Here is a 23768-nt window from a genome sequence, read left to right as displayed (position 1 = left end):
GTCTGAGGCAGGCGCGGGTCCGACCCGCCGCACAAGGAGGGGAGAGGGAGGAATACATGGGCAAGTTCAGCACATATGAGGATCGGGACCGGATCGAGCAGGAATGCACCTACGAGGCGCGCGACCTGCCGGTGACGATCTATGACTTCCTGTCGCGCACGGCTGTGCGGTTCCCGGACCGGCCCGCGATCTCGTTTCAGCTGCTGTCCGGGCCGCGCGACCCGGCGACCACGCTGACATGGGCCGATCTGCGCGCCCGCGTGACCGAGACCGCCAATCTGTTCCGCAGCCTTGGCGTGGGGCCGGACGATACCGTGGCCTATCTGCTGCCCAACAGCATCGAGACCCCGGTCGTGCTGCTGGCGGGCGCCACGGCGGGGATCGTGAACCCGATCAACCCGCTTCTGGACGCCACCCAGATCGCGGGCATCCTGCGCGAGACCCGTGCCAAGGTGCTGGTGACGCTGAAGGCCTTCCCCAAGACCGATGTGGCGCAGAAGGCCGCCGAGGCCGTGGCCCAGTGCCCCGGCGTGACCCATGTGGTCGAGATCGACCTGAACCGCCATCTGCGCGGGCTCAAGCGCTATATCGTGCCGCTGATCCGGCCCAAGGTGGCCACGAAACACCATGCCAAGGTGCTGGATTTCGAGGCCGCGTCCAGCGCCCGCAGTCATACCCAGCTGGACTTTGACGATCCCAAGCAGGACCGCGTGGCCGCCTATTTCCACACCGGCGGCACCACCGGCACGCCCAAGGTCGCGCAGCACAAATATTCGGGCATGATCTATAACGGCTGGTTGGGCGGCACCCTGCTGTTCGATGAGACCGACGTGCTGATGTGCCCGCTGCCGATGTTTCACGTCTTTGCGGCCTATCCGGTGCTGATGTCCTGCATCGCCTCGGGCGCGCATGTGGTCATGCCGACGCCCGCCGGATACCGGGGCGACGGCGTGTTCGACAATTTCTGGACGCTGATCGAGCGCTGGCACGCGACCTTCCTGATCACCGTGCCGACCGCCATCGCCGCCCTGATGCAGCGCCCGGTCAATGCCGATGTCAGCAGCCTCAAGACCGCGATTTCCGGCTCGGCGCCGCTGCCGGTCGAGCTGTATAACCGCTTCAAGGCCGCCACCGGGGTCGAGATCGCCGAGGGCTACGGGCTGACCGAGGCGACCTGTCTGGTCAGCTGCAACCCGGTGGACGGGGTCAAGAAGGTGGGCTCGGTCGGGGTGCCGCTGCCCTATTGCCATGTCCGCATCCTGACCCATTCCGATACCGGGCAGGTGCATGAATGCAGCGTGGATGAGGTGGGCGAGATCTGCGTGGCCAATCCCGGCGTCTTCCCCGGCTCGACCTATACCGAGGCGGACAAGAACCATAAGCTGTTCGCCGAGGACATCTATCTGCGCACCGGCGATCTGGGCCGGATCGACGCGGATGGCTATCTGTGGATCACCGGGCGGGCCAAGGATCTGATTATCCGGGGCGGCCACAACCTTGACCCCGCCGAGATCGAAGAGGGGATGCTGGCCCATCCTGCGGTCTCGTTCGCGGGTGCCATCGGGCAGCCCGACAGTTTCGCGGGCGAATTGCCCTGCGTCTATGTGGAGCTGGTCGGCGAGGCTGAGGTCACGGTCGAAGAGCTGATGGCCCATGCGAAGGACCACATCCACGAGCGCGCGGCGGTGCCCAAGCATATCGAGATTCTGGACGAGCTGCCCAAGACGGCGGTGGGCAAGATCTTCAAGCCGGATCTGCGCAGGCGGGCGATCACGCGGGTCTATGACGAGGTTCTGGCGGGCACCGGCGCCCATGTCAGCGCCGTGCGCGAGGACAAGAAGCGTGGGCTGGTCGCTTATCTCGCGCGCCAGCCCGGTGCCGATGAGGCCGAGATCCGCACGCGGCTGGGGCAGTTCACGACGCCCTGGGACTGGGAGTGATGCTTGCGGCGGGGGCCTGTCTGGCCCGCGCCGCTCAGCCGTTCTCGCGCAGGATGCGCCCGGCCAGATAGAGCGAACCGCAGATCAGGATGCGGGCGCGCGGGGTCCGGGCGATGATGGCGGCGATGGCTGCGCCCGCATCAGGGGCGGTGGTTGTCTCGATGCCGACCGAACGGGCCGCAGCGGCGGTCTGGTCGGCGGGCAGGGTGTTGGCCTCGCCCGGGATCTCGATCGCGGTCAGGCTGGCGGCATGGCGGGCCAGCGGGCGCAGATAGCCCGCGACATCCTTGGTGTTCAGCATGCCGCAGACCAGATGCGTGGGCCGCTGCGGCATGGCGGCCAGCGTCGCGGCCAGCGCCTCGCCGCCTGCCGGGTTGTGGCCGCCATCCAGCCACAGCTCGGCCTGCGGGGCCAGATCGGTCAGCGGGCCGCGCGTCAGGCGCTGCATCCGGGCGGGCCATTCGGCGCGGGTGACAGCGGCCAGCGCCTGCGCGTCTGTGGCGCCAAGCGCGCGCAGGGCGGCAAGTGCTGTGCCCGCGTTCTGGATCTGATGCGGACCGGCCAGATTGGGCCGTGGCAGATCCCAGAGGCCGTGATCGTCCTGAAACACCATGCCGTCACGCTCGGGCTGGATCATCCAGTGCTGGCCATGGGCGATGATGGGGGCGGTCAGCCCCTGGGCGCGGGCCTCGATCACGCGCAGGGCCGCGTCGGGCTGGGGGGCGATGATGACCGGCACGCGGGGTTTGATGATGCCCGCCTTTTCGGCCGCGATCAGGGGCAGGGTGTCGCCCAGATATTGCTGGTGGTCGATGCTGACCGGAGTGATGACCGTCAGGCGCGGGTCGTCGATCACATTGGTCGCGTCGAGCCGCCCGCCGAGGCCGACCTCCAGCAGGGTGTAATCGGCGGGGATGCGCGAAAAAGCCAGGAAGGCGGCGGCGGTGGTGATCTCGAAGAATGTGATGGGCTGGCCGTCATTGGCCGCCTCGCAGTCCGCCAGCGTGGCGGCGAGGTCTGATTCGGAGATGAGCTGGCCCGCCAGCCGGATGCGTTCGTTGAACTGCGCCAGATGCGGCGAGGTATAGGCATGGACGCGGGCGCCGCCGGATTCGAGGCCCGCGCGGATCATCGCCTGGGTGCTGCCCTTGCCATTGGTGCCCGCGATATGGATCACCGGCGGGAGGGCGCGTTCGGGATGGCCAAGTGCTGCCAGCAGCCGCTGCATCCGGTCCAGCGACAGGTCGATCACCTTGGGGTGCAGCGCCATCAGGCGTGCCAGAACAGCGTCGGATGTGATCATGTCGATCGCCGGGGGCCAGCCCCCGGACCCCCGGGATATTTGCGTGAAGAAGAAGCCTAGCCGGCTTTGGCCGGTTCGGGGGGCGGGGCCGGGATTGCGTCGGGGGTGGGGTCGGGCGCGGGCAGGTCGGCGCGGGTGGGGGCGGGCAGGTGGCCCAGCATGCGCAGGATCGAGATGAGTTCGTCGCGCAGCTTGCCGCGATGGGTGACGCGGTCCAGCATGCCGTGTTCCAGCAGGTATTCGGCGCGCTGGAAGCCCTCGGGCAGTTTTTCGCGGATGGTCTGTTCGATGACGCGGGGGCCGGCAAAGCAGATCAGCGCATTGGGTTCGGCGATGTGGATGTCGCCCAGCATGGCATAGCTGGCGGTGACGCCGCCCGTGGTCGGGTGGGTCAGCACGACGATATAGGGGATGCCCGCCTCGCGCAGCATCTCGACCGCGACGGTGGTGCGGGGCATCTGCATCAGCGACAGGATGCCCTCCTGCATGCGGGCGCCGCCTGCGGCGGAGAAGAGGACGAGGGGCTTGCCGGTTTCGATGGCGCGTTCGGCGGCGGCGATGATCGCATTGCCGACATACATGCCCATCGAGCCGCCCATGAAGCTGAAATCCTGCCCCACCGCGATCAGGGGGGTGCGGCCGATCTCACCCTCGGCCACCAGCATCGCCTCTTTTTCGCCGGTGGATTTCTGCGCCGCCTTCATCCGGTCGGGATATTTCTTCTGGTCGCGGAAATGCAGCGGGTCGGCGATGGGGTCGGGCACCTTCACCTCGACGAAGGCACCGCTGTCGAACAGCGCGGCAAAGCGGTCGCGCGGGGTGATCGCCATGTGGTGATCGCAGCTGGTGCAGACGTTCAGGTTGTCGCTGAGCTCGCGGTGGAACAGCATCGTCCCGCATTCGGGGCATTTGGTCCACAGATTCTCGGGCACTTCGCGCCGCGAGAACAGGGAGTTGATGCGCGGGCGGACGTAGTTCGTGATCCAGTTCATCGCGAATGGCCTTGGCTGTTTCAGCCCCCCAATTAGGCCGGTGGGCGGGGAATTGCAATTACCGGGACGGGCGGGGATGATGCGCGCCATGTGGGCGACCGTTTTTTTCCTGATGCATACCTCGGTTTCGCTGGTCATCGTGGCCCGCGTGCTGCTGCGCCCACGGGTCGAGCCCTCGGTGCGGCTGGCCTGGATCATGGTGATCGAGGCCGTGCCGCTGATGGGCATCGTGGCCTATCTGCTGTTTGGTGAGGTCCGGATGCGGCAGGCCGATGTCCAGCGCATGACCGATGCGCGCGACCGGCTGACCGGGTTGCGCCGTCCCAGCCCCGCCGTGCTGAGCGATCCGCCCGAATTCGCGCGCCCGGTCGTGGCCGCGAACGAGGCCGTGGGCGGCATGGCGGCGCTGAGCGGCAACCGGCTGCGGTTGCTGGAGGAATCGGACGGTGCCATCGACCGGCTGGTCGAGGCGATCGACGCCGCCCGCGACCATGTCCATGTGCTGTTCTATATCTGGCTGCCCGATGCCAGCGGCACCAGGATCGCCGAGGCGCTGATCCGGGCCGAGGCGCGCGGCGTCGAATGCCGGGTGATCGTCGATGCGCTGGGGTCGCGGTCGCTGGTGCGGTCGGATCTGTGGGAGCGGATGGGCCGGGCGGGCGCCGAATGCGTCACGGCCTTTCCGCTGGGGCTGCCCTTTGTCAGCATGCTGTTTCAGCGGCTGGATCTGCGCAATCACCGCAAGATCGTGGTGATCGACAATGCGCTGGCCTTTACCGGCAGCCGCAACTGCGCCGACATGGCCTTTGCCGTCAAGGCGCGCTACGCCCCCTGGGTCGATATCCTGCTGTCGGTCGAGGGGCCGGTGGTGCGGCAGTTGCAGGCGGTCTTTCTGGGTGACTGGATGAGCTATACGGGCCGCGATCTGGGCCATATGCTGCAACCCGTCGCGCCGGTGGCCGCGCCCGGCAAGATCGCGCAGGTGGTGGCGACCGGGCCGGATCTGCGCGCGGGCAGCGTCTCGGACTGTCTGGCGGGGATGCTGCATGCCGCGCGCGACAATGTGGTCATCACCACGCCCTATTACGTGCCTGACGCCGCGCTGGATGCCGCCATTCAGGCCGCCGCCCGGCGCGGGGTGCGGGTGACGATGATCCTGCCCGCCCGCAACGACAGCCTGATCGTCGGCGCGACCAGCCAGGGGTTCTATTACGGGTTGCTGGCCGCCGGGGTGCGGCTGATGCTGTTCGAGGAGGGGCTGCTGCATTCCAAGATCATGACCGTCGATGGCCGCATGGCGATGATCGGCAGCGCCAATCTGGACCGCCGCAGCTTTGAGCTGAATTACGAGGTCAACATGAGCGTCTTTGATCCCGATTTCGTGGCCGTGCTGGATGACCGGCAGGCCAGCTATGTCGCCCGCGCCCGCCAGATCACGCTGGATGAGGTCCGTGGCTGGAGCAGGCTGCGGCGTCTGCGCAACAACCTGCTGGCGCTGGCCTCGCCCTTGCTGTGATCCTGTCCGCCCGGCATCGGGCGATCCGCCCCGTCCCGCAACCCAAGGAGACCACCCCATGACCACAGGCGATCTGTCACAACGGACCTGTCAGGGCAAAGCGCCCCCCTGCGGGCCCGATGAGATCCGGGCCATGATGGCGCAACTGACAGGCTGGCAGCTGTCCGGCGCCAGCGACAGGCTGACCCGCCGGTTCGAGTTCAAGGGCTTTGCCAGGGCGGTCGAGATGGCCAACCTGGCGGCCTGGCTGGGCAACAAGCAGGGCCACCACCCCGACATCGCCTTTGGCTGGGGCTATTGCACGGTGACATTTACCACGCATGATGCGGGCGGGCTGACCGTGAATGACTTTATCTGCGCCTCCCGGCTGGATGCGCTGGTCGCCTGACGCGCGGGACGCGTACAGGCGGGCACAGGCGGGCAAGGCGGTGGCCGGGCACTTGCCGGGGCGGGCCTGCCGTTCTATCCAGTCAGTGACGTGCTGCAACGGATTGGGGTCATGGCGGATCGCCGCCGGCAAGGTTGACAGGCGCTTGCGGGGCGTCGCTGCTTTTTGTGTGCAATTTACGAGTGGGGTTCTCTGGCGATGGCGCGTCTGGAACAGAACTGGTTGTCGCGACGTGTCAGGGCGCGGTCGGCGCGGCACTGGCAATCCATCCTTGGGGCCGCGCGCCGGTCCGGTCGCCCCGTCAGCGACGACACGCGCGACGAGGCGCGTGATCTTCAGCAGGTGCTGAGCACGCTTTTGCAAAGCTCGGAGGCGATGGCGGTGGGCGCGCGCGGCTCGCTGTCGCGGATGGTGCTGCCTGCGGGCACCGACTGGCGCTGGCGTCCGCAGATCCTGCAGGGGCGCAATGCGATCAGTTCGCTGGTCGCGCCGGCCAGCGGCGAGTGGCTGTCGCCCGAGGTGGCGCTGTTTCACGACTGCCCGCGACGCGCGCTGATGCTGCGGCAGCGGCGCAACCGGCGCGCGACCGATCTGGCCGAATACAGCCTTGCGCTGGAGGTGATGGGGTTCGAGGGCAGCTATCTGTCCTATTCGCTCGGCCTGCCCGAACAGCCGCTTGACGGGCTGGGCGGGCAGCATGTGATCCGCGTCGATACGGTGTTTGATGCCGAACGCCCGATTGCCGCCTATGCCCGCCTGAACATCCAGCAGGGGCCGAACACCGAAACGATCCTGCGCAAGCTGGGCGACGATCTGGACCAGCGGGACTGTCGCCGCGCGGTCGAGTTCGATCTGGGCTATGCCGACCTGTCGGCGCGCCGTGTGGACAAGGCGTGGGTCGATGTCATCCTCGAAGCCCCCGCGATGAACGCCGTGGCGATGCGCGACATCGTTCTGTCGCGCTATCCGCGCGCCCAGATGTAAGGAGCAAGGCAATGCCACATTTCGAAAATGCGGGGCTGAAGGGTGGTCTGTGGCGCGGGCGCCTGCGCGGCAACTGGCAGCCGGGCCGTCTGCTGCTGACATATCAGGGTGTGATGGTGGCCGAGGCGCGGCTGACGCCCGACGGCGATCAGGCGTGGCAGGTCGAGGTCAACCTGCCTGCCGATGTGCTGTCGGACGGGGTTCAGACGCTGGTGCTGACAACCGACAGCGGCCCCGAAGGTTCACCGGCGCTGGCGGGCGGAGGTGAGACGGTCGCGCGGCTGCCGCTGATGGCGGGGCGTCCGCTGGACGAGGATCTGCTGGCCGAACTGGCCGCGCTGCGCGCCGAGCTGGAACTGGTCAAGCGCGAGCTGCGCCGTATGGGGGCTGCACAGAGGCAGGGCTGACCGCCGCGAAGGGTGACGTCACCCGCCTGTCATGGTTTCTTGCGAAAAGCGGCCCCGGTCTCTATATCGGCTGTTCGCGCCGATGGCCCGATGATCCGACCCTATAAGGTATGCCCATGACCCTGCCGCAGACACCCTATTATCTGATCGACAAGGCCCTGTTGCGCGCCAATATGGAAAAGGTCGCGTGGCTGCGCGAAGCCTCGGGCGCCAAGGCGCTGCTGGCGCTGAAGTGCTTTGCGACATGGTCGGTCTTTGACCTGATGCGCGAATATATGGACGGCACGACCTCGTCGTCGCTGTACGAGCTGCGTCTGGGCCACGAGGAATTCGGCCGCGAAACGCATGCCTATTCCGTGGCCTGGGCCGATCACGAGATCGACGAGGCGGTGGGCTATGCCGACAAGATCATTTTCAACAGCCTGTCGCAGCTGGACCGCTTCGCGGACCGCGCGCAGGGCATCGCCACCGGGTTGCGCCTGAACCCGCGCTTTTCGACCAGCGGCTTTGATCTGGCCGACCCGGCGCGGCCGTTTTCGCGGCTGGGCGAGGCCGATCTGAACCGGCTGGAGCAGGCGCTGGACCGCATCAACGGCGTGATGATCCATTACAATTGCGAGAATGGCGATTTCGACCTGTTCGACCGGCAACTGACCCGGATCGAGACCGAATTCGGCGGCTTCCTCAAGCGGCTCGATTGGGTCAGCCTGGGCGGCGGCATCCATTTCACCGGCGAGGGCTATCCGCTGGACCGGCTGGCCGACCGGCTCAAGGCGTTTCAGGACAAGTTCGGCGTGCAGGCGTTTCTGGAACCGGGCGAGGCCAGCATCACCGGCACCACGACGCTGGAGGTCAGCGTGCTGGACATTATCGACACTGGCAAGCAGGTGGCGATCGTGGACAGCAGCACCGAGGCGCATATGCTGGACCTGCTGATCTATCGCGAGGATGCCAAGCTGCCGCAGCAGGGCGATCACGCCTATCAGATCGCGGGCAAGACCTGCCTTGCGGGCGACATTTTTGGCGAGGCGCGGTTTGCGCAACCCTTGGCCATCGGCGACCGGGTCAGCATCGCGGATGCGGCGGGCTATACCATGGTCAAGAAAAACTGGTTCAACGGCGTGGCCATGCCCGCCATTGCCCATCGCGAAGAGGACGGAACGATCCGCACCGTCCGCAGCTTCGGTTACGACGATTACAAGGCCAGCCTTTCCTGAAGGCTCCAACCTCTGCCACCTGAAGGAGACAGAATTGGCGAAGAAAAACGTGCTCATTATCGGTGCCGGTGGCGTCGCTCAGGTCACCGCCCACAAGGTCGCGCAATGGGCGGCTGAATTCGGCGATCTGCATATCGCCAGCCGCACGCAGGCCAAGGCCGATACGATCATCGACAGTCTGCGCGACAAGGGCCACCAGATGCCCTTTGCCAGCCACGCGCTGGACGGGATGGACCCGGACGCGGTCGCAGACCTGATCCGTCAGATCGACGCGGCCATCGTCATCAATGTGGGCACGGCCTTTATCAACATGACGGTGCTTGAGGGCTGCATCCGCGCAGGCGCCGCCTATATCGACACGGCGATCCACGAAGACCCGGCCAAGGTCTGCGAGACGCCGCCGTGGTATGGCAACTATGAATGGAAGCGCCGCGAGGATGTGGCGAGCGCCGGCATCACCGCCGTTCTGGGCGCAGGGTTCGATCCGGGCGTCGTGAACGCTTATGCCCGTCTGGCCGAGGACGAGTATTTCGACAAGATCGACAGCATCGACATCGTGGACATCAACGCGGGCAGCCATGGCCGCTGGTTCGCCACGAATTTCGACCCCGAGATCAATTTCCGCGAATTCACCGGCACGGTCTACAGCTGGCAGAACGGCGACTGGACAGAGAACCGCATGTTCGAGGTGGGCCGCGAATGGGATCTGCCCGTCGTCGGCAAGCGCACCGCCTATCTGTCGGGCCATGACGAGGTGCACAGCCTTGCCGCCCGCTATCCGGATGCGGATGTCCGCTTCTGGATGGGCTTTGGCGAGCATTACATCAACGTGTTCACCGTGCTGCAAAAGCTGGGCCTGCTGTCGGAACAGCCCGTCACCACCGCCGAAGGGGTCGAGGTCGTGCCGCTGAAGCTGGTCAAGGCCGTGCTGCCGGACCCGGCCAGCCTTGCGCCGGATTACGAGGGCAAGACCTGCATCGGCGATCTGGTCAAAGGCACCCGCGACGGCAAGCCGGGCGAGGTGTTCATCTATAACGTCGCCGATCACAAGGACGCCTATGAAGAGGTCGGCAGCCAGGGCATCAGCTTTACGGCGGGCGTGCCTCCGGTTGCGGCGGCGATCCTGATCGCGCGCGGGCCGTGGGACGTGAAGAAGATGGCCAATGTCGAGGATCTGCCCGCAAGGCCCTTCCTTGAGCTGCTGGGCGAGATGGGTCTGCCCACCCGCGTCATCGACGCTTCGGGCGATCGCGCGATCTGAACACTTAATAAATGCATGCTTTTCGCGGGGGCCGGAACAACCGGCCCCCGCGATGCGTTCCAGCGTGATCGCGACGCGGCGCAGGCGCGCGCCCCGCGACATCGGGGGGCCAGAATGTCACGACCGGGGGGACACCCGCTTCCGCGCAAGGACGAGCCTGAGGGCCAGTCCATGTTGCGCTTTGCCAATTGGGCCGTCATCGGCATCTTTCTGATTCTGGCGTTTTCTGCGGTGGCGGCGGCGCGGGATTTCCTGATGCCGGTCACCATGGCGATCCTGCTGTTCTTCGTGTTCACGCCGCTGCGGCGGCTGGCCGAGCGGCGCGGCGTGCCGGACGGGCTGACCGCGCTTGGCATCACGCTTGGCATTCTGATGCTGGTCGGCGTGATCGCCTATGCCGCCAGCGGTCCGCTGACGCGCGCGATGAACAACATGCCGCTGATCAGCGCCCAGCTTGAGCAGAAATTCGAGAATGTGCGCGACAGTCTGGGCGACCTGCGCGATGTCGCCCGACGCATCGACGAGGCGCAGCAGACCGATACGGACGCGTCTGCGGCCCCGTCGATCCGGGTCGAGCAGGAGGGCGGTGAAACGACACTTGGCGCGATGGCCAAGATGACGCCACTGCTGCTGGCGCAGACCATGCTGACGCTGGTGCTGCTGTTCTTCATGATCGCGTCGGGCGACCTGCTGTATCTCAAGATCGTGCAGAGCTTTGACCGGATGCGCGACAAGCGTGCGGCCTATCTGGCCCTGCGCGCCATCGAGGAATCGCTTGGCAATTACCTGGGCGCGATCACGATCATCAATGCGGGGCTGGGCTTTGCCGTGGGCATGGCGATGTGGGCATGGGGCATGCCTGCGCCGCTGCTGTTCGGGCTGGGGGCCTTTGTTCTGAACTTTGTCCCCTATCTGGGGGCGATCACCGGGGTGGTCATCTCGACCCTCGTGGCGCTGATCGTGATGCCGGACCTGTTCTGGCCGCTGATGGTCGGGCTGACCTATCTGGGGCTGACCTCGCTGGAGGGGCAGATCATCACCCCCTATTTCGTCTCGCGCCGGTTGCAGATGAATACGGTGGTGGTGTTTCTGGCCGTGGCGCTGTGGGCGTGGCTGTGGTCGGTGATCGGCATGGTCATCGCGGTGCCGGTGCTGGTGGTCATGCGCGTGCTGGCCGACCATGTGCCGGGATGGGAGCGGTTCGGCAATTTCCTGGCCGGCGAAGACCCGCCCGCGCTGGAAGATGAGAATGAGGAAGAGGCCCGCGATCTGGTCGAGACCGGCGCGGCCGCCGAAGACCGGCAGGCCGCCGGGGTGGCAACAAGAGGCCTGCTGACCCCGGATGACCCTATCCCCCCGCGCTCCGACGAGGTGCGATGACAGGAACGGGCCGCCCTTGTGGGGCGGCCCGTTTGTCTCAGGTATCGAGGACCGTGCAGTTCTCAGCCCTGCGGCAGCGAAGCGGCGACTTCGTTCACCGCGGTCTCGATTTCGCGGCAGGTGGTTTCGACCGTGCTGCCTTGACCCTCGACAGCTTCGGCCAGCGGGATCTGGGTGTCGCCGATCGAGATGACGCCCTCGGTGCCGCGCTGCTCTGCGCTGTCACCTGCGGCGGCGTCGCCTTCGGGGATCATGCCGACAAGCCGGGCCTGCGCCTCGACAGCTTCACCCCCGGAAAACCCTTGTTCCTGACAGTATTTCAGGATGCCAAGCTGGTTGCGCGCGGCCTCGTAGGTCGCCGCGCTGTCGACCGCCGCGCCTTCGGGCGCCTCTGCCGTTTGGGCGAAAGCTGCCGGAGCGGCCATGCTGACACCCAGAACCAATGCGATGTGGCGGATCATGTGAATTCTCCTGTTTCGTCATTCATGCACCAAGTGGCGCTGACCCCTAGCTAGCCGCTGAATGCAGGGATTGCCCGACCCCGTCGGGCAAACCGGAAAAAGCGGCAGGTCCCCGCCCGATCAGCGTTTTCCCGATGACCGCTATCGGCGGGTTCCGGCCTGCGGCGCGGATGGGGCGGTCCGGCCCGCTCACATTCGCGCAATTCCGGGTGACATCATGCCCCGTCGGGTGACCCGTCGCGCGCGCAAAATGGGGCAGAATGAACCCGCGCCGTGCCAGAAGCGTTGTTCGTTCAATGCATCACGCAACTGGAGACATGTCATGCTGACAGGTACGATGAAATCTACGCTGATCGCCGGCAAGGCTGCGGCTCTTGCCATGCTGCTGGGAACTGCGGCCTATGCGCAGGTGTCAGTCGAAACGCCCGACGGCACGAATGTGACCGTCCCGCAGGCCGCGATCGAAGGTCAGGCGCCGGTCGCCACCACCCCCGACACCGGATACGAGGTGCTGGCACAGACGGCGAATGACGAGGTGATCGTCTCGTCACTGGAATCGCAAGGTTATACGTCGGTGATGATCGCACGCGACGGCACGGTTCTGACCGTGCTGGCCGAGCGCGACGGCCAGCCGATCGAGTTGATCTACAGCACCGCGACCGGGCGTCTGATCTCGGTTGATGGTGTTCCGGTCGGGCCGAGCGAAAGCGACTTTGTCGTGATCGACGGGGCGGTTCAGGGCGAAGCGCCCACCCCGCCCGCAGCAACTACCGGCGAGCCCGGCATCGGTGACACGGAAACTGACAATGCTGCCCTGAATGGTACGGTCGGGACCGTCATGCCGGATGAGGCGACGCCTGACGAGGCAGGTGGCACCGACGGGTCCACGGAAGACGGTTCGACTGACGGCGATGACGGTGTGGCCGAAGATGCCGGAGCCGACGGCGACGCGGAATCCGGTGCTGAAACGGACGGCGAAGCGCAGAACTGATGCGCCACGACCGTTGAATTGTCAGAGGCCGGGCAGATTGCCCGGCCTCTTTCATGTGTAATCGCTCATGATTCCCCTGCGTGGACCGACCCGGCTATTCTGCCGCCGCGCGCCTGGGCAACACCCAGCCCGGACGCGGGAAATGGCAGGTATAGCCGTTCGGGAACCGCTCCAGATAATCCTGATGCTCGGGCTCGGCCTCCCAGAAATCGCGGGCGGGCGCGACTTCGGTGACGACAGGGCCGGGCCAGATACCCGACGCGTTCACATCGGCAATCGTGTCCAGCGCCACCCGCCGCTGATCCTCGTCCAGATAGTAGATCGCCGAACGATAGCTGAGGCCGATGTCATTGCCTTGCCGGTTCGGTGTGGACGGATCGTGGATCTGGAAAAAGAACTCCAGCAGACGGCGATAGGTGATCATCTCGGGGTCAAAGACCACCTCGATCCCCTCGGCATGCGTGCCGTGATTGCGATAGGTCGCATGGGACACGTCGCCGCCGGTATAGCCCACGCGGGTCGAGACCACGCCCGGCATCCGCCGGATCAGATCCTGCATGCCCCAGAAGCAGCCCCCCGCCAGAATTGCGCGCTCAGTCATGGCTCTGCTCCTCGATCTGATCCAGCCAGTCGCCATAGCCCTCGGCCTCCATCCGGTCGCGCGGCACAAAGCGCAGCGAGGCCGAGTTGATGCAATAGCGCAGCCCCCCCATCTCGCGCGGGCCGTCGGGGAAGACATGGCCCAGATGGCTGTCACCGAATTTCGAGCGCACCTCGATCCGGGTCATGCCGTGGGACTGGTCGTGATGTTCGGTCACATGATCGCTGATCGGGCGGGCAAAGGCGGGCCAGCCGCAGCCGCTGTCGAATTTCTGGGCCGAGACGAACAGCGGCTCGCCCGAGACGACATCGACATAAAGGCCGGCCTCGAAATGGTGGTCATATTCGCCGGTGAACGGTCGTTCTGTGCCGTTTTCCTGTGTCACGCGATACTGTTCCGGCGTCAGCCGGTCGATCGCATCCTGAGATTTCTGATAGGCCAAGTTGTCCTCCGCAGATGGGATGGCGTCCGCTGTCTCATATGGGAAGCGAACAGCCCATCCGCAAAGGTCACAGGCGCGAAACCGCCTCGCGGGCGGCGTGGTATTCCGCCGCAAGCTGATCGATCCGCGCGGCTGCGGATTGCACCGCATGAACGGCGCCGATGCCCTGACCGGCGCCCCAGATCTGGCTCCAGGCCTTGGCCTTGGCGCCGCCCTGCCCGAAATTCATCGCGCTGGCATCGGCCTGCCCCAGATTGTCCGGGTCCAGCCCGGCATTGCGGATCGAGGGGGCCAGATAATTCCCCGAGACGCCCGTGAACAGCGACGAGGTGACAATGTCCATCGCGCCGCTGTCCACGATCATCTGCTTGTAGGCGGCATCGGCATTGGCCTCGGTCGTGGCGATGAAGGGGCTGCCGATATAGGCCAGATCCGCGCCCATCACCTGTGCCGCCAGCACCGCGCGGCCGGTGGCGATCGCGCCCGACAGCAGCAGCGGGCCGTCGAACCAGTCGCGGATTTCCTGGATCAGGGCAAAGGGCGATTGCGGCCCGGCATGGCCACCCGCGCCTGCGGCCACCGCGATCAGCCCGTCGGCGCCCTTCTCGACGGCCTTTTTCGCAAAGCTATTGTTGATCACATCATGCAGCGCGATGCCGCCGCAGTCATGGGCGGCCTGATTGACCTCGATGCGCGCGCCAAGCGAGGTGATCCAGATCGGCACCTTGTGGCGGTGGCAGATCTCGATGTCGCGTTCCAGCCGGGCATTGCTGCGATGCACGATCTGGTTGACGGCAAAGGGGGCGGCGGGGCGGTCGGGATTGGCCTGATTGTGGCGGTCCAGCTCCTCGGTGATGCGGGTCAGCCACGCCTCCAGCAGCGCAGGCTCGCCGTCTTTCTCGCGCGCGTTCAGCGCCGGAAAGCTGCCGACGATGCCCGCCTTGCACTGCGCGATGACAAGTTCCGGCCCCGAGACAATGAACATGGGCGAGGCGACGACCGGAATGCGAAGGGTCTGCAGGATCGGTGGCAGCATGTGGTTCTCCCTGATATGGCGCCACGTTGCCAATCTGCCACCGTCGCGGCAAGCCGTGACGCAGCGGCGTTGCCAAATCTTGCGGGAATTGCAAGCTAGGTGTCTCGCACAGTTGAATATTTTCGTCAGGAGTTCACAATGATACGTCCGTTTGTTGCAGCCGCCCTGGCCCTGCTGCTCGGGAGCCCTGCCGTGGCAGAGCCGGCCACATCCTTGCAATTCGGTCTGGGATACACCCGGATCACCGGCGATGAGCTGGTCTATGACGACGGCGACCGGCTGAGCCGCCTGATCTGGAAATCGCGCGTGCCCACCGCGCAGATCGCCCTGACCCACGAACTGCCGCAAGGCTGGGTGCTGGGCGGCAAGCTGGTCTCGGCGGTCGGCAACAGCGGCCATATGGTCGACTATGACTGGATCGCGCCCTTTAATCCCGGCACCGGCCCTGACGACTGGACGCATCGCTCGATCCATCCTGCAACCGATCTGCACCGCTATCTGGATCTGGATGTCACCCTCGGCCGTCAGGTGGCCGCTTTTGGTCAGACGCAGATCGCCGTACATGGCGGCCTGAAATATACCGAAGCTTCGTGGCGTGCGCGCGGCGGCAGCTTTGTCTATTCCGAGGATGGCTTCCGCGACACCGTCTTTGAGCAGTCCGATTCGGCGCGCTCGATTGACTACAAGCAGCGTCACAAGGCCATCTATGCCGGGGCCGAGGCGCGCCATCAGGCGGGTGCGTGGCAGTTCGCGGGCCTGTTGCGCGCAGGTGTCAGCATCCAGCCGCGCGAGGTCGATCTGCACTGGCAACGCGACCTGCGCTTTGACCACAAGATCAGCGCGCAGCCCTATGTGAATGTCGGGCTGTCGGGCACCTATGCGATCCGCGAGGACCTGTCGCTTGGCATCGAGGCAAGCTGGCAGCGGTTCTTCGAGCGGACGGGTGATGCCCGCGTCTCTGACATCCGCGATGGCCGTTTTTATCAGACTGACCGCGACGGCGTCGCGGGCGAACTGTCCACCGCCACCGTGGCGGTCAGCCTCAGCTACAGTTTCTGACCGGCCCGCAAGGGTGAGGAAAGGCCCCGGATCGCTCCGGGGCCTTTTGCAGTCTGGCGTCTGTGGTGCCGTCAGTGGATCGGCACGTCCGGGCGCGGACCTTCGCCGACCGCGCTGAGCCTGTCGCCCGCGCGCCCCACGCGGTCGGCCACCAGCAGGCCATCGGGCCCCGCCGTCACCTTGACCGTCGAACCGTCCAGCACCTCGCCCGACAGCAGCAGTTCCGCCAGCGGGTCCTGCAGCGCCCGCTGGATCACGCGTTTCAGCGGACGGGCGCCAAAGACCGGATCATAGCCCTGATCGGCCAGCCACATCCGCGCGCCATCGTCCAGATCCAGCGCGATCTTGCGGCCCGCCAGACGTTTTTCCAGCCGCGCCAGCTGAACCTTGACGATCCCGTCCATATTGGTGCGCGACAGGCGGCGGAAGATGATGATCTCGTCCAGCCGGTTCAGGAATTCGGGCCGGAAATGGCCGCGCACCGCCTCCATCACCTGATGGCGCGCGTCCGAGGCATCGGCCTCTTCGGGCAGATGCGACAGCGCCTGCGAGCCCAGATTCGAGGTCAGGATGATCAGCGTCTGCTTGAAATCCACCGTCCGGCCCTGGCCGTCGGTCAGCACCCCGTCATCCAGCACCTGCAGCAGCACGTTGAACACATCCGGGTGCGCCTTTTCGACCTCATCGAACAGGATCACCTGATAGGGGCGCCGCCGCACGGCCTCGGTCAGCACGCCGCCCTCGTCGTAACCGACATAGCCCGGAGGCGCGCCGATCAGCCGCGCCACGGAATGTTTCTCCATGAATTCGGACATGTCGATGCGGACCATCGCGCTGTCATCGTTGAACATGTATTCGGCCAGCGCCTTGGTCAGCTCGGTCTTGCCGACGCCGGTGGGGCCAAGGAACAGAAACGACCCAAGCGGCCGGTTCTCGTCATTCAGCCCCGCCCGCGCGCGGCGCACCGCGTTGCTGACGGCCGTGACGGCCTCCAGCTGCCCGATCACGCGTTTGCCGATCTGCTCTTCCATCTTCAGCAGCTTGTCACGCTCGCCTTCCAGCATCTTGGCGGTGGGGATGCCGGTCCAGCGCTCGACCACCTCGGCGATCTGCTCGGGGCGGACGGCCTCTTCGACCATCAGCCCATCGCCGGTCTCGGCCTCGGCCAGCGATTTTTCCAGCCCCGGAATGATGCCATAGGACAGCTCGCCCGCGCGGGCCAGATTGCCCTCGCGCTTGGCCTGATCCAGCTCGGCCCGCGCCCGGTCCAGCTGTTCCTTCAGATCGCGCGAGCCCTGCAGCTTGTCGCGCTCGGCCTGCCAGCGGGCGGTCATCTCGGCGCTGCGCTGCTGGATCTCGGACAGATCCTTTTCCAGCCGCTCCAGCCGGTCGCGGCTGGCGCTGTCGTCTTCTTTCTTCAGCGCCTCGGCCTCGATCTGCAATTGCAGGATCTGGCGGTCCAGCTGGTCCAGCTCTTCGGGCTTGCTGTCGACCTCCATCCGCAGACGGCTGGCCGCCTCGTCCATCAGGTCGATGGCCTTGTCGGGCAGAAAGCGGTCGGTGATATAGCGGTGCGACAGGGTCGCCGCCGCCACCAGCGCGGCATCACTGATGCGCACGCCGTGGTGCAGTTCATATTTTTCCTTGATGCCGCGCAGGATGCTGATCGTGTCCTCGACGGTCGGTTCCTCGACCAGCACCGGCTGAAAGCGGCGGGCAAGGGCCGCGTCCTTCTCGATATACTTGCGGTATTCGTCCAGCGTGGTGGCGCCGACGCAATGCAGTTCGCCCCGTGCCAGCGCGGGCTTGATCAGGTTGGCGGCGTCCATCGCGCCCTCGGATTTCCCGGCGCCGACAAGCGTGTGCAACTCGTCGATGAACAGCACGATTTCGCCTGCGGCGGTCTCGATCTCGGACAGGATCGCCTTCAGCCGTTCCTCGAAATCGCCGCGATACTTGGCGCCTGCGATCAGCGCGCCCATGTCCAGCGCCATCAGCCGCTTGTCGCGCAAGCTTTCGGGCACGTCGCCGTTGATGATGCGCAGCGCCAGCCCTTCGGCGATGGCGGTCTTGCCCACGCCGGGCTCGCCGATCAGCACCGGGTTGTTCTTGGTGCGCCGCGACAGCACCTGCATGGTGCGGCGGATTTCCTCGTCGCGGCCGATGATCGGGTCGATCTTGCCGTCGCGCGCCGCCTGCGTCAGGTCTCGGGCGTATTTCTCCAGCGCCTCATAGCTGTCCTCGGCGCTTGCGCTGTCGGCGGTGCGGCCCTTGCGGATGTCGTTGATCGCGGCATTCAGCGCCTGCGCATTGACCGACCCCGCCGTCAGCGCGTCGCGGGCATTGGTGTTGACCATGGCCAGCGCCATCAGCATCCGCTCGGCGGGCACAAAGCTGTCACCGGCCTTTTTCGCGATCTGCTCGGCCTCGTCGAGAACCCGCACGAGGGTCGGATCGACATAGACCTGCCCGCCGCCGCCGGTCACGCGCGGCAGCTTGGACACCGCCAGATCGACCGCCTCGCGCACGCCCGCAGCATCCCCGCCCGCGCGGGTGATAAGGTTGCTGGCCAGCCCCTGATCGTCATCCATCAGCGCCTTGAGCAGATGCTCGGGCACGACACGCTGCTGATTTTCGCGGATTGCGATGGTCTGGGCGGCCTGGATGAAGCCGCGCGACCGTTCCGTGAACTTGTCCATGTTCATCGGGATACTCCTTTGACTAAGCCCCCGTCTCCGGGGCGCCCTGTTGCGGCACGCCCCACCTCCGGGTCTGATGGTATTGATTTGGGGGGCACGCGCGCGGCTTTCAAGCGCCTTTCGCATGTGCCATAACGCGCCGATTTCACAGACAGGGGTGACGAGGATGGATGACCGGCTGATCGTGGCGCTGGACGTGCCGAATGCGCTGGACGGGCTGGCTTTGGCCGAAAAGCTGGGCGACAGCGTCGGCTTTTACAAGATCGGGCTGGGCATGCTGACCGGCGGCGGGCTGGCCCTTGCGCGCGAGCTGAAGGACGATCACGGCAAGCGCATCTTTCTGGACATGAAGCTCTTTGACATCGGCGCCACGGTCGAGGCCGCGGTGCGCGGTCTGGCGCAGTTCGATCTGGATTTCCTGACCGTGCATGGCGATCCCCATGTCGTGCGCGCCGCCAAGGAAGGCGCGGCGGGCAGCGGCCTGAAAATCCTGGGCGTGACCATCCTCACCTCGCTGGACCGGGCCGATCTGGATGCGGGGATGATCCGGGCGGGCGATCTGCATGACCTGACGGTCGAACGCGCCGCCCGTGCCTTCGAGGCCGGGGCCGACGGCATCATCTGTTCCCCGCGCGAGGCGGCGGCGATCCGGGCGCTGCCGGGGGCCGGGCTGATCGTGACGCCGGGCGTGCGCCCCACAGGCGCGGCTGCGGGCGATCAGAAGCGGATCGAGACTCCCGCCGCCGCCCTGACGGCGGGCGCCGATCACATCGTCGTCGGGCGCCCGGTCTGGCAGGCCGCCGATCCCCGCGCCGCCGCACAGGCGATCCTGTCCGAGATTCAGGCGGTCTGATCCGGCATCGCCCTGATCCAGCGGCAGAAATGCGGGACCGCGCGGGGATGGGCCAGATAGTCGTCCAGCGGCATCAGGCACCATTCCTGCCCCTCATCGCCAAAGCGGATCGCCGCGATCTCGGCGGCCTCCAGCCTGCCCGCAAACAGCCATGACCCGGTTCCGGGCATGGAGAACGACGGAAAGGCCCGCCCCCGCAGCCGCGCGGCGGGCAGGTCCAGCCCGAATTCCTCGAACAGCTCGCGCCGCGCGCAGTCCACGGGGGTCTCATCCCCCTCGCGCCCGCCACCGGGCAGATCCCAATAGGCCGGAAAGGGCAGGTCCGCCCGGTCATCGCGCAGATAGACCAGCAACCGACCGGCATGGGTCAGCATCAGCTTGGCGCCGCAGAAGGTCATGTCCTGGTCGGTCAAATACCCATCCCGCGGCCTAGTCGTTGATGTCGCGATCCCAGATCCTGACGCCCCCGGCGCCACGTGGTCCGGCCAGACGCCGCAGCGCGAACCAGATCACCGCAGACAGCAGCGCCGTCACCACCAGTGCCATCGGCAGCCCGCCCGACCAGGCGCCCGACAGGATCAGCACCGCCATCACGCCCACCGCGCCCGCAAGCCCCATGAACACCCAACCCGGCGCCAGCAGTTCCAGCGCCGCGATCAGCCACAGCCAGCCGTTCAGCGCGCTCATGCGCTGCGCCCCTTCAGCAGGCCAAAGGCGTCGCGGAACGACTCCAGTGCTGCGGCGGGCAGGATCACGGTCTGCTTGCCTTCGCCCTGCGCGACCTGCGACAGCGCCTCGACCTGCCGCAGGGCCAGCTGATACTGCGCCGCCTCCAGCCCGCCGCTGGCAATGGCCTGCGCGATGGCATGGGTCGCATAGGCCTCGGCATCGGCCATGATCCGCTTGGCCTTGGCGATCTGTTCGGCGGCGTATAATTCGCCATCGGCGGCCAGTTCGACCGCGCGGCGCTTGCCCTCGGCCTCGGTGACCAGTGCCCGGCGCGCGCGTTCGGCGTTCAGCTGCTGCAGCATCGCCGCCCGCGTCGCATCGTCCAGATTGACGTCGAGAATCTCGGCCCGCGTGACCTCGATCCCCCAGTCATCGACCACATTGGCCAGCGATTCGCGGATCCGTTCGATCAGAGGCGCGCGGTTGGACTGAACCTGATCCAGCTCCATCGTGCCGATTTCCGAACGCACGATGCCCGCGACGGTCGTGGCGATGGCCGGGTCGATGTCGCGGATGCGATAGACGGTCTTTTCCGGCTCGATAATCCGGTAGAACACGCTGGTCTCGACCTGCACCAGCACGTTGTCGGCGGTGATGGCATCCTGACGGCTGGTCGGCAGCTGACGCTCCAGCACGCTGATTCTGTGGGCGACGCGGTCCAGAAACGGCACGATGAAATTGATCCCCGGCCCCAGAACCGACCGCAGCCTGCCGAACCGCTCGACCACGAATTTCTGCGATTGCGGCACGATCCGCACCGCCGAGCTGACGGCGAGGAAGATCACCACCGCCAGCACGATCAGGGCAATGTTCTGCGCCAGCAGCGCGGTCAGGTCATCCATCGGTCCGTCCATCCGGTCACTCCGCCGCGATTGGCTCGTCGTTTTCCCCCCGCCCCAGCACCGCCAGTTTGCGGATCACCCGCGCCATGCGGGCGGCGAAGAGGTCGAAATCCGGGCGCGGCGTGATCGTCGCCTCATCCATATACAGCGAGCGGTTAATTTCCAGTTGCAGCACGTGAACATTCTGCCCCGGCCGCCCATAGGCCGAACAGATATAAGCCCCCGAAAACGGCGAATTCCGGCGGATCTTCCAGTTTTCGGCCTCGATGGCGGCGCAGACCGCGTCCGAAATACGGGCTGCCGCCGACAGCCCGTGGCGGTTGCCCAGCACCATGTCGGGGCGCGGGCCGTGCAGATGTGTCAGCGCGTCATGGGGCATCGAGTGCATGTCGATCAGGATCGCCCGTCCGAATCGCGCCCGCGCCTCGGCGATCAGCGCCGACAGGGCCTGATGATAGGGGCGCCAGCAGGAATCGATCCGGCGCTCGGCCTCGGCCCGGTCGATGGGGCGGTCATGGATCGCCCGGCCCTGCGAGACGACGCGCGGAATCACCCCCAGCCCGGCCAGCGTGCGCTGGTTCAGCGGGTGGCGCGGCACGCCGCGCACGACCAGCGGGTCGATCTCATCCGCGCCCCGGTTCAGATCGACGATGCAGCGCGGCACCCGCGCCGACAGCGCAACGGCGCCGAAATCGGGCGCGCAGGCGATCATCCGGTCGACAAAGGCATCCTCGGATGAGCGCAGAATCGGGATCGGCAGGCGGGTTCCGGCCAGAAACCAGTCAGGATAGTCGCAGCCCGAATGCGGTGATGCAAAGATCACCCCGGCCTGCCAATGTGCAGGGCGTTTCACCAGAAAGGGCAGTTCAGCCTGTGACAAAGGGCAGACCTCGGCAGCCGGGCATAAATTGTTTATAGACCGGAAAAACATCTTGCCGATAGGTCTTGAATACCCCGAAAGCCGTCTGTATAGACACGCGAACCAAGGGGTTCCTGGCCGCAGGCGAGGGACTTTCCAAGGACGGGCGGTTAGCTCAGCGGTAGAGCACTACGTTGACATCGTAGTGGCCACTGGTTCGATCCCAGTACCGCCCACCATTTTTTCGCCGCCCCCGGCCGTTCGTCGGGGGCATTTCGTTTTCCTGGCGGCAGCGCAGCGCCGCGACGATGGAGAAGACCGATGAAGGTTCGCAACTCGCTCCGCTCGCTCAAGAGCCGGCACCGCGACTGCCAGGTCGTGCGCCGCAAGGGCCGCATTTATGTGATCAACAAGACCAACCGCCGTTTCAAAGCCCGTCAGGGCTGATCGGCGGCGCTTCCGGGGCTTTCCCGGATGATCGCAGAAAACAGGAAAACCCGCTGTTATGGCGGGTTTTTTCATGCCCGCAACCCAGCAGACGTTAAGGCTTTATTAAGTTTCTGACTCGCCGGGCGCGCGGGCTGAGGTATGATGCCCGCATCGGTTTCGGTTCAGTGGTGTCTCGGCGGAAGGTTTTGCGATGTGGATGATTGGTGGTCTGGTCGGTCTGCTCTTTGCGGGTCTGGCGCTTGATCTGGGCACGTTGACGCCGAATCAGGAGAATGATGACGACCCGTCAGACGAATCACCGGACGAGCAAACGGACGAGCCGTCGCCGCCCCGCGTCATGCCTGACCCCGATCAGCCCGATGCTGAACCCGAACCTCCGGCGCAAATCACCGGGACGGAGGGCGACGACATCCTGATGGGAACGCCCGGCAATGATGTGATCCGGGGCGGCGATGGCGACGATGACCTGCGCGGCGGTCTGGGCGATGACACGATCCATGCGGGTCCGGGCAATGACAGTGTGCAGGGCGATGCGGCTTATGGGCCGGGCGGCGATGACGTCATCCATGGCGGGCCGGGCAACGATCTGCTGGCCGGGCAGGGCGGCGACGACCTGATCTATGGCGACGAGGGTGATGACACGCTGCTGGGCGGCGAGGGCAATGACACCTTGTTCGGCGGGTCCGGCAATGACTGGATGTCGGGCCATGACGGCGACGATGTGCTGGTCTCGACGGCGGGCTCTGACGATCTGGATGGCGGGCGCGGCAATGATGTGCTGATCGGGCATGACGGCCCCGAAACCGTCTGGATGAATGGTGGCGAGGGGAACGACACGCTGATGCCGGGGGCCAATGATTTCGCCTCGGGGAATGCGGGTGAGGATACCTTTGTCCTGCGCCAGATTTCCGAAGGATTTCCGACGATTGCGGATTTCGACGCCGCCGGGGACGAAATTCATCTGCATCTGCCGCAGGATGTTGCCGCATCCGCAGAGATTGGCCTGCGCGAGGATGAGGACGGCACCTGGCTGCTGGAGGTGAACGGCCAGACGGTCGGGCGGCTGCTGGACCATGGCGGGCTGCGGGTCGAGGATGTACGGATCGTGCCGGTGAATGCCTGACAGGGCTTTCCTTTGCGGCGCATTTCGTCTAGACGCGCGCATCCGCCGGGCGAATCCGGTCGGCGGTGTGACTGGCCTGTGCTGGACGACATCCCGGCCTGCGCCTTAACCCCCCATCCGAAAGGAGTGCCCGATGTCGATCACTGTTGAAGAAAAAGCCCGTGTCATCAAGGAATTCGGGACCAAGGAAGGCGATACCGGCAGCCCCGAAGTGCAGGTCGCAATCCTGTCCTCG

Annotated in this window: 25 protein-coding genes and 1 tRNA gene; 15 read left to right on the top strand and 11 right to left on the bottom strand. The window is 65.9% G+C overall.

Annotation, left to right across the window (positions count from 1 at the left end; genetic code table 11):
* Positions 1 to 56: 56 nt before the first annotated feature.
* On the top strand, positions 57 to 1940 hold the full coding sequence (locus tag ACK41U_RS14215; protein ID WP_409681401.1) for an acyl-CoA synthetase: 1884 nt from the start codon (positions 57 to 59) through the stop codon (positions 1938 to 1940).
* 34 nt (positions 1941 to 1974) lie between these two features.
* On the opposite strand, the gene ACK41U_RS14210 is transcribed toward ACK41U_RS14215, so the two are convergent.
* Both ACK41U_RS14210 and accD read right to left on the bottom strand, forming a co-directional pair.
* The gene (locus ACK41U_RS14210) at positions 1975 to 3243 is read right to left on the bottom strand and encodes a bifunctional folylpolyglutamate synthase/dihydrofolate synthase (RefSeq protein ID WP_409681399.1); all 1269 of its coding nucleotides are present in this window, start codon (positions 3241 to 3243) and stop codon (positions 1975 to 1977) included.
* 56 nt (positions 3244 to 3299) lie between these two features.
* Entirely contained in the window at positions 3300 to 4235 is a 936-nt protein-coding gene (gene accD, locus ACK41U_RS14205) for an acetyl-CoA carboxylase, carboxyltransferase subunit beta (protein WP_409681397.1), read from the bottom strand.
* Between the two features lie 88 nt (positions 4236 to 4323).
* Between accD and cls the strand changes: the two genes are divergently transcribed.
* From cls to ACK41U_RS14170, 7 genes are all read left to right on the top strand, one after another.
* Positions 4324 to 5751 (top strand): cardiolipin synthase, encoded by a 1428-nt coding sequence (gene cls / locus ACK41U_RS14200; RefSeq protein ID WP_409681395.1) that lies wholly within the window; start codon positions 4324 to 4326, stop codon positions 5749 to 5751.
* Between the two features lie 58 nt (positions 5752 to 5809).
* Positions 5810 to 6139, top strand: a complete 330-nt coding sequence (locus tag ACK41U_RS14195; protein WP_409681393.1) for a 4a-hydroxytetrahydrobiopterin dehydratase — start codon at positions 5810 to 5812, stop codon at positions 6137 to 6139.
* A gap of 198 nt (positions 6140 to 6337) precedes the next feature.
* On the top strand, positions 6338 to 7123 hold the full coding sequence (locus ACK41U_RS14190) for a DUF6478 family protein (RefSeq protein ID WP_409681391.1): 786 nt from the start codon (positions 6338 to 6340) through the stop codon (positions 7121 to 7123).
* An 11-nt stretch (positions 7124 to 7134) separates the two neighbouring features.
* The gene (locus ACK41U_RS14185; RefSeq protein ID WP_409681389.1) at positions 7135 to 7530 is read left to right on the top strand and encodes a hypothetical protein; all 396 of its coding nucleotides are present in this window, start codon (positions 7135 to 7137) and stop codon (positions 7528 to 7530) included.
* A gap of 122 nt (positions 7531 to 7652) precedes the next feature.
* A complete protein-coding gene (gene nspC / locus ACK41U_RS14180; RefSeq protein WP_409681428.1) occupies positions 7653 to 8747 on the top strand; it encodes a carboxynorspermidine decarboxylase in 1095 nt (364 codons plus the stop codon).
* Between the two features lie 34 nt (positions 8748 to 8781).
* Positions 8782 to 10008, top strand: coding sequence for a saccharopine dehydrogenase family protein (locus ACK41U_RS14175; RefSeq protein WP_409681387.1), 1227 nt, complete (start codon positions 8782 to 8784; stop codon positions 10006 to 10008).
* Between the two features lie 171 nt (positions 10009 to 10179).
* Positions 10180 to 11388 carry an AI-2E family transporter gene (locus ACK41U_RS14170; RefSeq protein ID WP_409681385.1) on the top strand — a complete coding sequence of 403 codons (1209 nt, stop codon included), beginning with the start codon at positions 10180 to 10182 and terminating at the stop codon, positions 11386 to 11388.
* 62 nt (positions 11389 to 11450) lie between these two features.
* Here the strand turns inward: ACK41U_RS14170 and ACK41U_RS14165 are convergent, their stop codons facing one another.
* Positions 11451 to 11849, bottom strand: a complete 399-nt coding sequence (locus ACK41U_RS14165; RefSeq protein ID WP_409681383.1) for a pore-forming ESAT-6 family protein — start codon at positions 11847 to 11849, stop codon at positions 11451 to 11453.
* 322 nt (positions 11850 to 12171) lie between these two features.
* On the opposite strand from ACK41U_RS14165, the gene ACK41U_RS14160 reads away from it, so the two are divergent.
* Entirely contained in the window at positions 12172 to 12840 is a 669-nt protein-coding gene (locus ACK41U_RS14160) for a hypothetical protein (RefSeq protein WP_409681381.1), read from the top strand.
* Between the two features lie 94 nt (positions 12841 to 12934).
* Here ACK41U_RS14160 and msrA read toward each other — a convergent pair whose 3' ends face one another.
* The 3 genes from msrA to ACK41U_RS14145 all read right to left on the bottom strand — a co-directional run bounded on the left by msrA (position 12935) and on the right by ACK41U_RS14145 (position 14919).
* Positions 12935 to 13441: a peptide-methionine (S)-S-oxide reductase MsrA gene (msrA, locus tag ACK41U_RS14155; RefSeq protein WP_409681379.1), complete on the bottom strand. Its 507-nt coding sequence runs from the start codon at positions 13439 to 13441 to the stop codon at positions 12935 to 12937.
* Complete coding sequence (gene msrB / locus ACK41U_RS14150) at positions 13434 to 13883, bottom strand: peptide-methionine (R)-S-oxide reductase MsrB (protein ID WP_409681378.1); 450 nt, start codon at positions 13881 to 13883, stop codon at positions 13434 to 13436. Before msrB ends, msrA begins: the two co-directional genes overlap by 8 nt.
* 67 nt (positions 13884 to 13950) lie before the next feature.
* Positions 13951 to 14919 carry an NAD(P)H-dependent flavin oxidoreductase gene (locus ACK41U_RS14145; protein WP_409681376.1) on the bottom strand — a complete coding sequence of 323 codons (969 nt, stop codon included), beginning with the start codon at positions 14917 to 14919 and terminating at the stop codon, positions 13951 to 13953.
* Positions 14920 to 15111: 192 nt separating this feature from the next.
* On the opposite strand from ACK41U_RS14145, the gene ACK41U_RS14140 reads away from it, so the two are divergent.
* Positions 15112 to 15978, top strand: coding sequence for an omptin family outer membrane protease (locus tag ACK41U_RS14140; RefSeq protein WP_409681374.1), 867 nt, complete (start codon positions 15112 to 15114; stop codon positions 15976 to 15978).
* Positions 15979 to 16049: 71 nt separating this feature from the next.
* On the opposite strand, the gene clpB is transcribed toward ACK41U_RS14140, so the two are convergent.
* The gene (gene clpB, locus ACK41U_RS14135) at positions 16050 to 18683 is read right to left on the bottom strand and encodes an ATP-dependent chaperone ClpB (RefSeq protein ID WP_409681372.1); all 2634 of its coding nucleotides are present in this window, start codon (positions 18681 to 18683) and stop codon (positions 16050 to 16052) included.
* Between the two features lie 160 nt (positions 18684 to 18843).
* Here clpB and pyrF point away from each other — a divergent pair, with 160 nt between their 5' ends.
* Positions 18844 to 19530, top strand: a complete 687-nt coding sequence (gene pyrF, locus ACK41U_RS14130; RefSeq protein WP_409681370.1) for an orotidine-5'-phosphate decarboxylase — start codon at positions 18844 to 18846, stop codon at positions 19528 to 19530.
* Here pyrF and ACK41U_RS14125 read toward each other — a convergent pair.
* The 4 genes from ACK41U_RS14125 to ACK41U_RS14110 are packed head-to-tail and all read right to left on the bottom strand — an operon-like array spanning position 19518 to position 21981.
* Complete coding sequence (locus ACK41U_RS14125) at positions 19518 to 19943, bottom strand: NUDIX hydrolase (RefSeq protein WP_409681369.1); 426 nt, start codon at positions 19941 to 19943, stop codon at positions 19518 to 19520. The two genes, pyrF and ACK41U_RS14125, sit on opposite strands and share 13 nt — an antisense overlap.
* A 16-nt stretch (positions 19944 to 19959) precedes the next feature.
* Positions 19960 to 20217, bottom strand: a complete 258-nt coding sequence (locus ACK41U_RS14120) for a hypothetical protein (RefSeq protein ID WP_409681367.1) — start codon at positions 20215 to 20217, stop codon at positions 19960 to 19962.
* Complete coding sequence (locus ACK41U_RS14115; protein ID WP_409681365.1) at positions 20214 to 21101, bottom strand: SPFH domain-containing protein; 888 nt, start codon at positions 21099 to 21101, stop codon at positions 20214 to 20216. The genes ACK41U_RS14120 and ACK41U_RS14115 overlap by 4 nt, the downstream gene beginning before the upstream one ends.
* Positions 21102 to 21117: 16 nt before the next feature.
* The gene (locus tag ACK41U_RS14110; protein ID WP_409681364.1) at positions 21118 to 21981 is read right to left on the bottom strand and encodes an N-formylglutamate amidohydrolase; all 864 of its coding nucleotides are present in this window, start codon (positions 21979 to 21981) and stop codon (positions 21118 to 21120) included.
* Between the two features lie 143 nt (positions 21982 to 22124).
* Between ACK41U_RS14110 and ACK41U_RS14105 the strand changes: the two genes are divergently transcribed.
* The 4 genes from ACK41U_RS14105 to ACK41U_RS14090 form a co-directional block, all read left to right on the top strand.
* Positions 22125 to 22199, top strand: a tRNA-Val gene (locus ACK41U_RS14105).
* Between the two features lie 82 nt (positions 22200 to 22281).
* Positions 22282 to 22407 carry a type B 50S ribosomal protein L36 gene (gene ykgO, locus ACK41U_RS14100; protein ID WP_042245282.1) on the top strand — a complete coding sequence of 42 codons (126 nt, stop codon included), beginning with the start codon at positions 22282 to 22284 and terminating at the stop codon, positions 22405 to 22407.
* Between the two features lie 193 nt (positions 22408 to 22600).
* Positions 22601 to 23533, top strand: coding sequence for a calcium-binding protein (locus ACK41U_RS14095; protein ID WP_409681362.1), 933 nt, complete (start codon positions 22601 to 22603; stop codon positions 23531 to 23533).
* A gap of 133 nt (positions 23534 to 23666) precedes the next feature.
* Positions 23667 to 23768, top strand: a 102-nt coding sequence (locus ACK41U_RS14090) for a 30S ribosomal protein S15 (protein ID WP_409681426.1), incomplete at its 3' end; no start/stop codon positions are given.

Origin of the sequence: Paracoccus sp. (in: a-proteobacteria) (assembly GCF_046289755.1) — a bacterium.
Taxonomy (GTDB): Bacteria; Pseudomonadota; Alphaproteobacteria; order Rhodobacterales; family Rhodobacteraceae; genus Paracoccus.
The sequence above is the reverse complement of the archived record's forward strand: the minus strand, read 5'-3'. Positions and strand labels throughout refer to the sequence as shown.